At 59.2% G+C, this 12,967-nt stretch carries 12 protein-coding genes; 7 read left to right on the top strand and 5 right to left on the bottom strand.

The window, feature by feature from the left end:
- Window positions 1–5: 5 nt before the first annotated feature.
- The 4 genes from algK to BMY45_RS01695 form a co-directional block, all read right to left on the bottom strand.
- Window positions 6–1,511: an alginate biosynthesis TPR repeat lipoprotein AlgK gene (gene algK / locus BMY45_RS01710; protein WP_092393731.1), complete on the bottom strand. Its 1,506-nt coding sequence runs from the start codon at window positions 1,509–1,511 to the stop codon at window positions 6–8.
- Between the two features lie 15 nt (window positions 1,512–1,526).
- Window positions 1,527–2,696 (bottom strand): alginate biosynthesis protein Alg44, encoded by a 1,170-nt coding sequence (locus BMY45_RS01705; RefSeq protein WP_092393728.1) that lies wholly within the window; start codon window positions 2,694–2,696, stop codon window positions 1,527–1,529.
- A gap of 35 nt (window positions 2,697–2,731) precedes the next feature.
- Window positions 2,732–4,213, bottom strand: coding sequence for a mannuronan synthase (alg8, locus tag BMY45_RS01700; protein ID WP_371913912.1), 1,482 nt, complete (start codon window positions 4,211–4,213; stop codon window positions 2,732–2,734).
- A 101-nt stretch (window positions 4,214–4,314) separates the two neighbouring features.
- Window positions 4,315–5,631: a nucleotide sugar dehydrogenase gene (locus BMY45_RS01695; RefSeq protein ID WP_092393722.1), complete on the bottom strand. Its 1,317-nt coding sequence runs from the start codon at window positions 5,629–5,631 to the stop codon at window positions 4,315–4,317.
- 473 nt (window positions 5,632–6,104) lie between these two features.
- Here BMY45_RS01695 and BMY45_RS01690 point away from each other — a divergent pair, with 473 nt between their 5' ends.
- Complete coding sequence (locus tag BMY45_RS01690) at window positions 6,105–6,293, top strand: hypothetical protein (RefSeq protein ID WP_092393719.1); 189 nt, start codon at window positions 6,105–6,107, stop codon at window positions 6,291–6,293.
- A 150-nt stretch (window positions 6,294–6,443) separates the two neighbouring features.
- On the opposite strand, the gene yaaA is transcribed toward BMY45_RS01690, so the two are convergent.
- Complete coding sequence (yaaA, locus tag BMY45_RS01685; protein WP_092393716.1) at window positions 6,444–7,223, bottom strand: peroxide stress protein YaaA; 780 nt, start codon at window positions 7,221–7,223, stop codon at window positions 6,444–6,446.
- Window positions 7,224–7,568: 345 nt separating this feature from the next.
- Between yaaA and BMY45_RS01680 the strand changes: the two genes are divergently transcribed.
- The 6 genes from BMY45_RS01680 (at window position 7,569) to BMY45_RS01655 (ending at window position 12,886) form a co-directional block, all read left to right on the top strand.
- The gene (locus BMY45_RS01680) at window positions 7,569–8,693 is read left to right on the top strand and encodes a polysaccharide deacetylase family protein (RefSeq protein WP_092393713.1); all 1,125 of its coding nucleotides are present in this window, start codon (window positions 7,569–7,571) and stop codon (window positions 8,691–8,693) included.
- Window positions 8,694–9,028: 335 nt separating this feature from the next.
- Entirely contained in the window at window positions 9,029–10,423 is a 1,395-nt protein-coding gene (locus BMY45_RS01675) for a PhoH family protein (protein WP_047228849.1), read from the top strand.
- Between the two features lie 247 nt (window positions 10,424–10,670).
- Window positions 10,671–11,144, top strand: a complete 474-nt coding sequence (gene moaC, locus BMY45_RS01670; RefSeq protein WP_047228850.1) for a cyclic pyranopterin monophosphate synthase MoaC — start codon at window positions 10,671–10,673, stop codon at window positions 11,142–11,144.
- Entirely contained in the window at window positions 11,141–11,383 is a 243-nt protein-coding gene (locus BMY45_RS01665) for a MoaD/ThiS family protein (RefSeq protein WP_092393710.1), read from the top strand. The genes moaC and BMY45_RS01665 overlap by 4 nt, the downstream gene beginning before the upstream one ends.
- Before the next feature lie 3 nt (window positions 11,384–11,386).
- On the top strand, window positions 11,387–11,839 hold the full coding sequence (moaE, locus tag BMY45_RS01660; RefSeq protein ID WP_092393707.1) for a molybdopterin synthase catalytic subunit MoaE: 453 nt from the start codon (window positions 11,387–11,389) through the stop codon (window positions 11,837–11,839).
- A 270-nt stretch (window positions 11,840–12,109) separates the two neighbouring features.
- The gene (locus BMY45_RS01655; RefSeq protein WP_092393704.1) at window positions 12,110–12,886 is read left to right on the top strand and encodes an ABC transporter substrate-binding protein; all 777 of its coding nucleotides are present in this window, start codon (window positions 12,110–12,112) and stop codon (window positions 12,884–12,886) included.
- The last annotated feature ends 81 nt before the right edge of the window (window positions 12,887–12,967 follow it).

Here is a 12,967-nt window from a genome sequence, read left to right as displayed (position 1 = left end):
AGGCTTCATAGAGGTTCCTCGCCGTCATCTTCTTTTAGGGCTTGCAGTTCCAGCGTATCGGGGCTCATGGCGCCGCGAATGGCCTGCTCTTGTTGTAGCAGGCGCTGGGCTTGTGCAAGCTGGTTCGGCGGTAATTGGGCTTCGAGGGTCTGGGCAAGCTCGATGGCTTGCGGGGTGTTCTGGACCTTGGCCAACTGACTGAACACATAAGCATTGACCGGGTCGGGCTTGGTGCCCTTGCCTTGGGAGAACAACTGGGCGATGGCGAAGTCAGCGCTGTTCTGGCCGTTGCGCGCGGCCTTGAGCAGATGGTCCAGGGCCTTTTGCGAGTACACCTGGCCCAGGTAACCACGGCGATAGATCTGGCCCAGGTAGTAATCGGCGGCCACTTCGCGGCCAACGGCTTTCTGGAAATGCGCTTCGGCCACCTTGGCGTCAGCCGGTACCCACTTGCCTTCGTAGTACAGCTTGCCCAGCAACAGATCGGCACGCGGCTGATCGGCGGCGCGGCCGTTTTCCAGGTACTGCATCATCTTGTCGACGTCACCCAACTCGGGGAAGTCGTAGAGAATCTGCGCCAGGCTGACCCAGGCAGCGGGATAGCCAGGGGCGATGCCTTCGAGCAACGACTGTGCGGTCTTTTCGTCGGTCTTGCCCAGGTTCGCATCGGCCAGGACGCGGGCGACGCTGTCCACGCGCTGGGCGGACACGGTGCCACTCTGATGACCGGCCTGCATTTGCTTGAGCAACTCGGCCTGCTGTTCAGGCTGGCCGCGTTTCTGATAGACCGTGGCCAGTTCGACGTAGCAGATATCGGTGGTAGCCAATGCGGCCTTGCAGACTTTTTCCACTTCATCCAGATGCTGGTCGTAGGTGCCCTGGGTGCGATAGAGCAGAATCTGCGCCAGGCCCGCTTCCGGGTAACCGGCACTGCGCCATTGGCTGATCTGCTGCTGAGCGTTGACGTTCGGGAAGCTTTGAGGATATTGCAGGTACAGCATCGCCAGCGGGATGAGGGTGCCGCCCTGACCGTTGGCGAAGGCTTTCTTCAACAGGCCTTCGGCTTCGTGTTTTTCCGCTTCGCTGGAGCCGGGTTTGGCCACCAGCAGGCGGCCCAGGCGAGCCTGGGCCCGTGGCGAGATATCGGCCGCGGCGCGGTAAGTCGCCTCGGCCTTTTTCATCTGCTCGGGGTCGCGGCTGTCCACCTGGATGTCGGCCAGGCCGACCTGGGCTTCGCTGTAGCCCAGGTCTGCCAGTTGCTGATAGTTCTGCTGCGCCAGCGTGGTGTCACCGCGCTTGAGGGCCTCGTTGGCCAGGCGCTGGTCGGGCAGGCCCGCGCAGCCGCTGAGGCTGACCGCCAGCGCCAGTGCACAAAATGCAAACCCTCTGTGGGAGCGGGCTTGCTCGCGAAGCAGGCGCTGCGGTGCCACGGTAAGACCGCGTTGATCCTTTCGCGAGCAAGCCCGCTCCCACAGAAACTGCGGTGTGTTCAGGATTTTTGTAATGGTCACGGGCATGTCCTCGACTTAAATACCGACAGCCATGGCTTTGTCGATCAGCCAGTTCAGGTTCGGGCCACGGTCACTGGTGACTTCTACCGGCCGGCCGGCCAGCGAGCTGTCCAGGGGTTCGTCAGGCTGGATCAGTACACGGATATCGGACGACAGGTCGGCGCTTTTCAGGCTGGTGCTGCTGACGATCTTGCCGGTACGGGTGGTGTCTTCGCCGGCAACCTGGAAGCTGACCGGGGTGCCTGGGCGCACGTCGCTGAACTGGCGATAGGAGAAGCGTGCTTCGACGTTGGCTTCGGTGCCCCGTGGGACCAGTTGGAAGATCACGTCACCCTTGCTGGCGTACTGACCGTCGGACACCAGTTGCTGGGCCACGATGCAGTCGCACGGCGAGGTCAGGGTGCCGGTCATTTGCTTGCCGAACAGTTCCTCGACCTTGGACGGTTGCAGCTGGTTGTCGTCCAAATGGCCCTTGAGCACATCGAGCATGCTGGTACTGAACGTGGCCAGCGGGGCACCTTTGGCGGCCACGCCGTCGGCCTGGACCAGGCTCTGCACGGTGCCGTCACGCGGCATGGTGATGGAGGTGCCCGGTACATTCACCAGGCCTGCCTGGGCGTGGCTGACGAAGTACATGCCGTACACCGACTTGAAGATGAAGCCGAACGCCGCCAGGCCGACGATAAAAATCGCCAGGCTGAAGGTCACGGCCCGCAGGCGACCCAGGGCGGTCATGCCACCGTTGTCATCCTTCTGCTTGCGCGCCTTGGTGAAGTTGTCGCGTTGCAACGTCGCCAGCACATCGCCGACGCCGACGATGTCGCCGGCCAGGTGCGAGGTGATGATGTGACGCAGCGTCGAGATGTCCCGAGGCTCCAGATTCTGGAACTGGCAGCCGGTGCGACCGGTCTGGCGGTCGTAGGAGCGAACCTGCAGTTCCACGTCCATGGCCAGGCCAAGGTTGTCGATCACGAATTGCAGGCGACCCTTGTACGCCTCGCCCACCTTGAGCGGCATCTGGCCGGCGTTGAAGCACAGGCCTCCGGCGGACAGGTCCAGGACCTTGACCTCCATGGGCGTACGGTCGGGGCCGAAGAAACGCAACTTGGCCGGGATTTTCACTCGGGCGTGTTGGCGCTGGGCTTCGGATTCATGCACTACGTTGACATTCACGGCGGTGTTCATAGGGGCGATTTCCTAGTTAATTCAGGCGAGTTCGGTCAGACCATCATCAGCAGCACGGCAACAAACACGCTGCCGGCGGAGAAGGTCATGGTCCGAGACGACCAAGTGTTGAACCAACGTTGAAAGCTGGCGAGATCACGGGTCAGATGGGTGGGCTGGCGAGTCCAGGACTGTTGGTCGAGGCGGAAGAACACGTAGATCTTCACCAGCGCGCCAACGATCTGGTTGTAATAGAGAATCGCCGGGTAGGCCGGACCGATCCGGTGTCCGGAGCACGACAGCAACAGGGTCAAGAGCAACCGGGTGATGCCGATCCACAGCAGGTACACCAGGATGAATGCGGTGCCGTACTTGAAGCTGGCAATCAGTGCCACGGTCAGGCCCAGCAGCGAGGTCCACATCGACACGCGCTGGTCGAACAGCACCACCGAGGTGAACAGACCCAGACGCTTCATGCCCAGGCCCAGTGCCCGGGAGTTCTGCCGCAGGTTGTTGCCGTACCAGCGGAACATCAGCTTGCGACTGGCCTTGATGAAGCTTTTTTCCGGCGGATGCTCGACGGTATTGATCGCCGCATCGGGTACGTAGAACGTGTCGTAGCCCAGACGCATCAGGCTGAACCAGCTCGACTTGTCGTCGCCGGTGAGAAACTTGAAGCGGCCCAGGCGCCAGTGTTGCAGCGAGTCGCTTTCCACGTCGGCGATGAAGTCCGGGTTGGTGACCACAGTGGCGCGGAACACCGACATGCGGCCGGTCATGGTCAGCACACGCTTGGACAGGGCCATGGAGCACATGTTGATGTGGCGCTGAGCGAAGCGCAGTTTGTGCCATTCGCTCATGATGTAGCCGCCGCGCACTTCGCAGAACTCGTTGGTGGTCAGGCCGCCGACGTTGCCGAACAGTTGGAACCACGGCACGGTCTTGCGCACCACGCCTTCGGCGAGCACGGTATCGCCATCGATCACCGCGACCACTGCACGGTCGTCCGGCAAGTGGCGGGAAATGGCGCGGAAACCGAAGGCCAGGCCGTCACGCTTACCGGTGCCAGGGATGCGCACGAAGTCCAGCTTGACGTGCTCTGGCGGGTTCATGCGCGCCCAAAGGCTCTTGACCAGCAATTCGTCGGACATCTCCACGATGGAGCAGACCACGGTAGTGGGCAGCCCGCAGTCGATGGCCTCGCGAATCACCGAGCTGTAGACCTGGGCGGTCGTCAGCGCGTCGATCCGGAAGCTGGTGACCATCAGGTACACGTGGGACGGATCCGCCGCCTTGCCCAGCTTGCGTACCTTGCGGCGCAGATGCGGGTAGACGATGTACAGGAAGATCATGCCGCGCACGAAATGCGTCGCTCCCATGGAGTAACGCCAGATGCCCACGGCGCCGATCAGGAAAATGAAATCCTTGGATTCGGAGTCGAACGTGGACGTGGGCAACGCCATGGCGATGCCCATCAATAAACTCAAGTAAAACAGCCAACCGGCGGCCTGAAGCAGGCCGTGCTTTAGCCTGTGCATAATCTGCATCCGTCTCTATCTCGGGCGGGCCTTGTGGGCGGCCCGATGGGTTAAGGCAGGCGAAAGGCCGGCCGGGGCGTTGCCCCGGCCGGCAAACAGACTTACCAGCAGATGCCTTCGGTCCGGCCACTCGGGTTGGTGGCCTTGGACATGAAGCCAACCAGGTCGATGACCTGCTTGCCTTCCGGTACGTTTTCGGTCAGCGCGCGGAACTTCTCGTCGCGGTTGCCCAGGATGATGATGTCGGAGCTGTCGATCACCGAGTCGAAATCGGCGTTGAGCAAGGACGAGACGTGAGGGATCTTCGACTCGATGTAATCCTTGTTCGCACCGTGGACGCGGGCGTATTCGACGTTGCTGTCGTAGATCTTCAGGTCGAAACCCTTGCCGATCAGCATTTCCGCCAGTTCTACCAGTGGGCTTTCACGCAGGTCGTCGGTGCCGGCCTTGAAGCTCAGGCCCAGCAGGGCGACTTTGCGCTTGTCATGGCTGGAAACGATATCGAAGGCGTTCTGCACCTGGGATTCGTTGCTGCGCATCAGCGAGTTGAGCAGCGGCGCTTCCACGTCCAGAGAGCTGGCGCGGTAGGTCAGGGCGCGAACGTCCTTGGGCAGGCACGAGCCGCCGAATGCGAAGCCTGGGCGCATGTAGTACTGGGACAGGTTCAGGGTCTTGTCCTGGCAGACCACATCCATCACTTCACGACCATCGACGCCGACGGCCTTGGCGATGTTGCCGATCTCGTTGGCAAAGGTCACCTTGGTGGCGTGCCAGACGTTGCAGGTGTACTTGATCATCTCGGCGACAGCGATGTCCTTGCGGATGATCGGCGCATCGAGCTCTTCGTACAGCGATTGCAGAACGTCGCCGGAGGCTTTGTCGAACTCGCCGATGACGGTCATCGGTGGCAGGTCGTAGTCCTTGATCGCGGTGCTTTCACGCAGGAACTCAGGGTTGACCGCGACGCCGAAATCGACACCGGCCTTTTTGCCGGAGCAGTCTTCCAGAATCGGGATGACCACATTCGCCACGGTGCCTGGCAGTACGGTGCTGCGAACCACGACGGTGTGGCGGGTGGTCTTGTCGCGCAGGACAAAACCGATCTCGCGGCACACCGCTTCGATGTAGTTGAGTTCCAGATCGCCGTTCTTCTTGCTCGGTGTACCGACGCAAATCATCGACAGGTCAGTATCACGAATCGCTTCGGCGAAGTTGGTGGTTCCGCGCAGACGGCCTGTTTCGATACCTTGTGCCAACAGCTCGCCCAGACCGGGTTCAACGATCGGCGATTTACCGGCGTTGATCATGTCGATTTTGTCTTTGGCGACATCTACGCCAACGACATCATGGCCCCGTGCAGACAGGCAACCGGCACATACTGCACCGACGTAACCCAAACCAAATATGCTAATGCGCATCGCATTTACCTCTGTTTTTCACGCCATTAAATGGCCGGAGTTAATAGTGTTCAGCGGTCATAGTGCACTCGGAAGTGTGGAATGCAGGCGCCACAGTGCCGTGTGCAGGCATACTTAAGTTCCGAGTGTCTAAATAAGTGCACTCAAGTTGTGCGCAATGCGGCCTAGTTGTTATGACCTGCCCTGTTATGCAGCCAGTCCTCGTATTCGGGAACGCTCGTGCAAAGGTCCTTCACCTCTGATCCCTGGCAAAAAGCCCACAAAATCAGAAGCTTGTGTGCTCGGGTGAGCACGTTATAGGGGCGCAGCCTTGGCCTTGTAGGGGATAGTAATGGTGCGTTATCTCCTGTCCTTTATAAGATGGATCCAAATAGGCGACCGTTTCACTAAATTGCCATGACAACTTGGTTACTTGGATCGACGGCCTATGTAAGTCTTCTCTTACACGCTCCGTGAGAATCGTTACGGGTGGTATGAGCCGTGCAATTTCACATAGTTCCGATCCGCTCATCGCGATTTTCGAAATTTTTCGAAATATTATGAAAGATGGCACTGACCTCATGATGATGGCACTTGCCATTTTGACCTTTGATAACGGGGAGTTAAGGGGGGTAGATATTTTTGTGCCACTACCGAATAAAAAATTTGGTGCCACTACGTAAAAAACTGACAGATGTCGAGTGAAACAAAAGTTAGCGAGGGGAGGGGGCGATTTATTGGCGTCATGGAACTGACGAAGTGGGTGGGGAAGTTAGATGACGTGTTCGGGTTTGATCAAGGCCCCTGATCAAGGGGCCATATAAGGATGTGCTTTATTCGGGGGCATGGTCACGCAGGAACACCAGTTTGTCCGCGCTCGATTGTTGGGCATTGAAACGGTAGCCCTGGGCATCGAACTGCTTGAGTGCTGCCGGATCGTTGATGCGTTCCTGAATCACGAAGCGGCTCATCAGGCCACGGGCTTTCTTGGCGTAGAAACTGATGATTTTGTACTGGCCGTTCTTCAGGTCCTTGAACTCGGTATCAATGACACGCGCTTTGAGCACGCTGCGTTTGACCGCCGAGAAGTATTCATTGGAGGCCAGGTTCAACAGTATGTCGTCACCCTGGTCGGCCAACGCTTCGTTCAGCCACTCACTGATACGCGGGCCCCAGAACGCATAAAGGTCCTTGCCCCGGGCATTGGCCAGCTTGGTGCCCATCTCCAGGCGATAGGGTTGCATCAGGTCCAAAGGGCGCAGCAGGCCATAAAGACCGGAGAGCATGCGCAGATGCTCCTGGGCATAGTCGAAATCGGCTTCGGCAAAGCTTTGTGCATCGAGGCCGGTGTACACATCACCCTTGAAAGCCAGCAGAGCCTGTTTGGCATTGGCCGGAGTAAACGCCGGGGTCCAACTGCCGAACCGTGCGGCATTGAGGCCGCCGATCTTGTCGGAAACGTGCATCAGCTCGCTGATTTGCGCCGGAGAAAGTTCGCGCAATTGCTCGATCAACGCCTGGGAGTGATCCAGGTATTGCGGCTGGGTAAAACGCTCAGTGGCCGGCGCAGTTTCGTAATCGAGGGTCTTGGCGGGGGAAATCACCATCAGCATGCAATCGTCTCCTTCAAAGGTGCGGCGATTCTAGGGGGTTGTCCGGGTGGACTCCAGCTATTGGGGTGATAGGTGATCGGTGGGTGGGATTATGCTGGAGTTCATAGGAGGTGCCCTGTCCTGTGGCGAGGGGATTTATCCCCGCTGGGCTGCGAAGCAGCCTCAAGGCTGACGGCTCGGTCATGAGGTTGATTGCAATCCTTTCATCAAGGGGCTGCTGCGCAGCCCAGCGGGGATAAATCCCCTCGCCACAAAAGCACCCTCGCCACAACGGCTTCCCCGCCGCGTTGGGTTTGGCTAGATCAGCTATGATGCCGCGCGGGTTTCGTTATGGAGACATCCCTTTTGCGCATCGTCCTTCTATTGTCGGCCTGGTTCCTGAGTTTTGCGGCCATTGCCGCACCCAACGACATCGCCACTCTGGACCGCAGCACCTGGCCGGAGCAGCTCACCAGCCCGACGCTGTTCGACGTGGCCTCGCGAGCCGAGATCCTGATGTTCGCCCGGGTCCTGCTGGACACCGATGCCATGGACGAAATCGCCCTCAAGCAGCACCTGGGGCTGCGCACAATCAATATGGCGGCGATCGACACCCTGCGCGCGCGGTTGTGGCAGCGACTGCTGAGCAACTACAACTTCGCCCAGCAAAGCTGCGATCAGGACGCTTCGTTCTGTTTTCTGGTGGAAGACCTGGCGACGTTGCGCGAAGAGGCGGGCAGGCTCACGCTCGATGAAAACTCCTATTACATCAAGTGGGCTGAGCCGAGCCGGATCTTCCACACTCAATACCTGGACGAGCTGTTGCGCAAGGCCGCGTTGTTTCCGCAGACCAGCAGCGAAATCGCGCGTTTCGGCGATTACGAACGCAACGGTGATGATCTGAACGACCGGCTTTTCCTGCTGACCTTCGACAGCGCGGCCAACATCACGCCGGACAATACCCCTTGGCTGACTGAATACCTGCGCAAGTCGAACATGAACGGCACTTTCTTCGTGCTGGGCAAGGACATCCAGGCGCGGCTTGCCGAGCGCTCGGTCAACAACCTCCAGGCCTTGTATTCGGAGCAATGCGTCGGTGTCCAGGGTTGGGAGTTCCGTTCCCACAGCCATTGGCAGGACTGGCAGGACTCAGTGCGGCGCAGCGTCGATCTGGTCAAGGGCAAGCTGCCGGAAAACTACGTGCCGCTGTTCCGCCCGCCCCTGGGCCAGCGTCGTGGCGATGCCGGCGCATTTTTCCGCAACCAGGGCCTGCAAGTGGCGCTCTGGGATATCGACCCCCAGGACAGCGCCGGCCGGCTCAACCCCGAGCAAAGCGCCCAGCGCACACTGACCCTGATGCTGTTGTGGCGCCGCGGAGTGATCAATTTCAACGTCAAGCAGGATGCGCTGAAAACGGCGCTGCCCTGGCTCATTACGCAAACGGCGCAAAGCGGGATCGGCTGGGAAGATTGTCGGGTCGCGTTTCGCTGATTTGGCCAAAGGCCCGGAAACACGGGGGGAAGAGGAGAATTCGGCGCACTTTCATGACGACCGGACTTCCGACTTTAACGGCGCAACGCCACAACGCCAAGGGTTATTCGTCACTCTGAAAAATAAACTTCAAAAAAGCGTCAAAGTGCTTTTTCCTGTCATGTGTTTTGGAGTATCAAGAAGTCAGACCGCCGAAACCTGCAACACAGGTGGCGTCTTCCAAGACCCAGTTGTGTGCAGTTCACCTCAAGCCTTGCGGGTGAATTCGGTGGCTACCTCGAGGCGCAGCACTGTCACGGTATTGCGTCGAATGGCCCCCACAAAGGTGACCGAGTATGGATGACCACGGACGTAGCCCTTCCTCCAACCAGCCAATCCTGTATGTACTCGATACCAACGTATTGATCCACGATCCAAACGCACTCCTGAACTTCGAAGAACACCATGTTGCCATCCCGATGACCGTGCTCGAGGAGCTGGACAAGCTCAAGAGCGGGCATCACAGCGTCGCCGCCGAATGCCGGCAGGCGATCCGCCTGATCGACAAGACCCTGGGAGACGCCTCGCCCGAGGACGTTGAACTGGGGGTGCCGATCCAGCGGGGCAAAAGTGGTCCCAAAGGCCTGCTCTCGATCCTGATGAGCAAGCGCACCGAACCCAACCTGGTGCTGCCCGAACACCTGAACGACAACATCATCATCAACCAGTTGATCGACCTGCACGCGCGCAACCAGGATCAGGCCGTGGTGCTGGTGACCAAAGACATCAACATGCGCCTCAAGGCCCGCGCCTGCGGGATCGCGGCGGAGGACTACAGCACCGACCAGTTGGTCGACGACGTATCACTGCTGCCCAACGGCTATCACACCATGACCGGCTCCTTCTGGGACCGGGTGAGCAAGGTCGAGACCCGTCAGGACCATGGTCGCACCTGGCATCAGGTGCAGTTGATCGACAATCTGCCGGCGGTGCACATCAATGAGTTCATCATCGACGAGCAGGGTTTCGTCGGCTGGATCAAGGAAATCCAGGTCGACAAGCTGCTGATTCTCGATCTGCACCAGGAACCCCTGCTGCATCAGGAGGCCTGGGGCCTCAAGCCGCGGGATATCTACCAAAGCCTGGCCTTGTTCGCCTTGCTCGACCCGGACATCCACCTGGTCAACCTGTCCGGCGCCGCCGGTTCCGGCAAGACCATCCTGGCCCTGGCCGCCGCCATCGAACAGACCATGGTCAGCAAGCGCTACCGGCGCATCATCGCCACCCGTAGCGTGCAGGGTCTGGACCAGGAAATCGGCTTTTTGCCCGGCACCGAAGCGGAAAAAATGGAGCCTTGGCTGGGCGCTATCACCGATAACCTCGAAGCCTTGCACATGGATGACGAAAGCACCCATGGCAGCGTCGATTACATCCTCAGCAAAGTGCCGTTGCAGTTCAAATCCCTCAACTACATTCGCGGCCGCAGCTTCCAGCAGAGCCTGATCCTGATCGACGAATGCCAGAACCTCACCCCGCACCAGATGAAAACCATCATCACCCGTGCCGGCGCCGGTTCCAAAGTGGTGTGCCTGGGCAACCTGGCACAGATCGACACCCCTTACCTGTCCGCGACCAGTTCCGGGCTGACCTACCTGACCGAACGCTTCAAAGACTTCCCCAACGGGGTCCACATCACGCTGCAGGGCGTACCGCGCTCGATCCTGGCCGAATACGCCGAATCTCACCTGTAACCCCACCCAAACCGGGCGATCTCAACATCGCCCGGTTTTTTTGTGCTTACAACGTCCGTAGGAGCTGTCGAGTGCAACGAGGCTGCGATCTTTCCCCAAACAATTGAGTCGAAAGTGAAAGATCAAGATCAAAAGATCGCAGCCTTCGGCAGCTCCTACAGGGGGCCTGTGTGCGGGTGCGACAATCAAGCGTGCCGGAATCTGACTCACAGGTTTACAATCGGTGTTCCCGATCAGGAGTAACCCCGTGCTGACTCATCTCGATTCCCAAGGTCGCGCTAACATGGTCGACGTGACCGACAAGGCCGTGACGTTCCGTGAAGCCACGGCCGAGGCCTTTGTGCGCATGCTGCCCGAAACGCTGCAGATGATCGTCAGCGGTGGTCATCCCAAAGGCGATGTGTTCGCCGTTGCGCGGATTGCCGGCATTCAGGCGGCGAAAAAAACCAGTGATCTGATTCCGCTCTGCCATCCGCTGATGCTCACCAGCGTCAAGGTCGAGCTCAATGCCGAAGGCGAGGACCGGGTGCGCATCGTTGCCCGTTGCAAACTGTCGGGGCAGACCGGGGTGGAGATGGAGGCGCTCACCGCCGCCAGCGTTGCCGCGTTGACGATCTATGACATGTGCAAAGCCGTGGATCGGGGCATGACCATCGAAGGCGTGCGGGTGCTGGAAAAACTCGGCGGCAAGAGCGGCCACTTCCAGGCGGATGCGTCATGAACATTACCGTGAAGTTCTTTGCGCGTTATCGCGAAGCGTTGGGCGTTGACTCGCAGAAGGTCGAGGGCGATTTCTCCACGGTGGACGACGTTCGAGCACTGTTGGCCGCGCGTGAAGGTTTTGACGTGTTGAAAGAGCAAAACCTGATGTGCGCCCGCAACGAAGACCTGTGCCAGCTCGACGAGCCACTGGTCGATGGTGACGAAGTGGCATTCTTTCCCACCGTGACCGGAGGCTGAGCCATGGCGATTCGTGTGCAAGCCGATCCGTTCGACCCTGGCGTCGAAGTCAACGCGATGCACGCAGCCAATGTCGGCGTGGGGGCGGTGGTGAGTTTTGTCGGCTACGTGCGTGACTTCAATGACGGCCTCGATGTGTCGGGGATGTTCCTGGAGCATTACCCAGGCATGACGGAAAAAGCCTTGGGCAAGATCGCCGTCGAGGCCGAGCAGCGTTGGCCGTTGCTCAAGCTGGAGGTGTTGCACCGCATCGGCGCCCTGGAGCCGGGCGAACCGATCGTCTTCGTGGCGGCCGCCAGTGCCCATCGCCAGGCGGCATTCGACGCCTGCGCCTTTGTCATGGACTACCTCAAGACCCGCGCGCCGTTCTGGAAAAAGGAAAACACCGCTGATGGTCCGCGCTGGGTCGAAGGGCGCGCCAGTGATCATGCCGCGGCGGATCGCTGGAAGCGGTAGATCGCCTGTTAGTCATCTGGAGGCTGTGAATCCGCCTTCGCAAGCAAGCCCGCTCCCACAGTGGCCTGCGTCGAGCACAAATACGGTGTACGGCATACATTCCTGTGGGAGCGGGCTTGCTCGCGAAGGGGTCGTTAGCCTCCCATCACTTTCCCCGGTTTCCCCAATTGACGGAATGTACATTAAAGTCCAGTATGGATTTATAAGTACATAAATCCATCGCTTCACCTTTCTCTGCCAAAACCAACAACAACCCGCGCGAGATCGATCATGAAAAAACTCCCCCTCATCACCGGCCTGGCCTTGAGCCTGCTGGCCTCCAGCAGCCTGTTTGCCGCCGAAAAAACTTTGCGTATCGGCATCGAAGCGGCTTATCCGCCGTTTGCTTCCAAGACCTCCGAAGGAAAGATCGAGGGGTTTGACTATGACATTGGCAATGCGCTGTGCGCGCAGATGAAGGTCAAGTGTCAGTGGATCGAGAGCGAGTTTGACGGACTGATTCCGTCGCTCAAGGTGAAAAAAATCGACATGGCGCTGTCGTCCATGACCATCACCGAAGAGCGCAAGAAGTCGGTGGATTTTACCCACAAGTACTACTTCACCTCGTCGCGGCTGGTCATGAAGGAAGGCGCGGTGGTCGATGACCAGTACGCCAGTCTCAAAGGCAAGACCGTGGGTGTGCAGCGAGCGACTACCACCGACCGCTTCGCCACGGAAGTCTTCGAACCCAAGGGTGTGACAGTCAAGCGCTACAGCAACAACGAAGAAATCTACATGGACCTGGCGTCAGGTCGGCTGGACGCAATATTCGCCGACACCATCCCGCTGGAAGATTTCCTGTCGATGCCCCGGGGCAAGGGCTACGCGTTTGTCGGCCCGGAGCTCAAGGACCCGAAATACGTCGGTGAGGGCGCGGGTATCGCGGTACGCAAGGGCAATACCGAGCTGGTGGCGGACTTGAACAAGGCCATCGACGGGATTCGGGCCAATGGTGAGTATCAGAAAATCCAGGCCAAGTATTTCAAGTCGGATATCTACGGCGACTGATTGATCGCCATCGCGAGCAGGCTCGCTCCCACAAGAGATTTGCGTCGGACACAGTTTTTGTGTTCAACGAGATCCACTGTG

Source organism: Pseudomonas sp. NFACC39-1 (assembly GCF_900110355.1).
Classification (GTDB): Bacteria; Pseudomonadota; Gammaproteobacteria; order Pseudomonadales; family Pseudomonadaceae; genus Aquipseudomonas; species Aquipseudomonas tehranensis.
The sequence above is the reverse complement of the archived record's forward strand: the minus strand, read 5'-3'. Positions and strand labels throughout refer to the sequence as shown.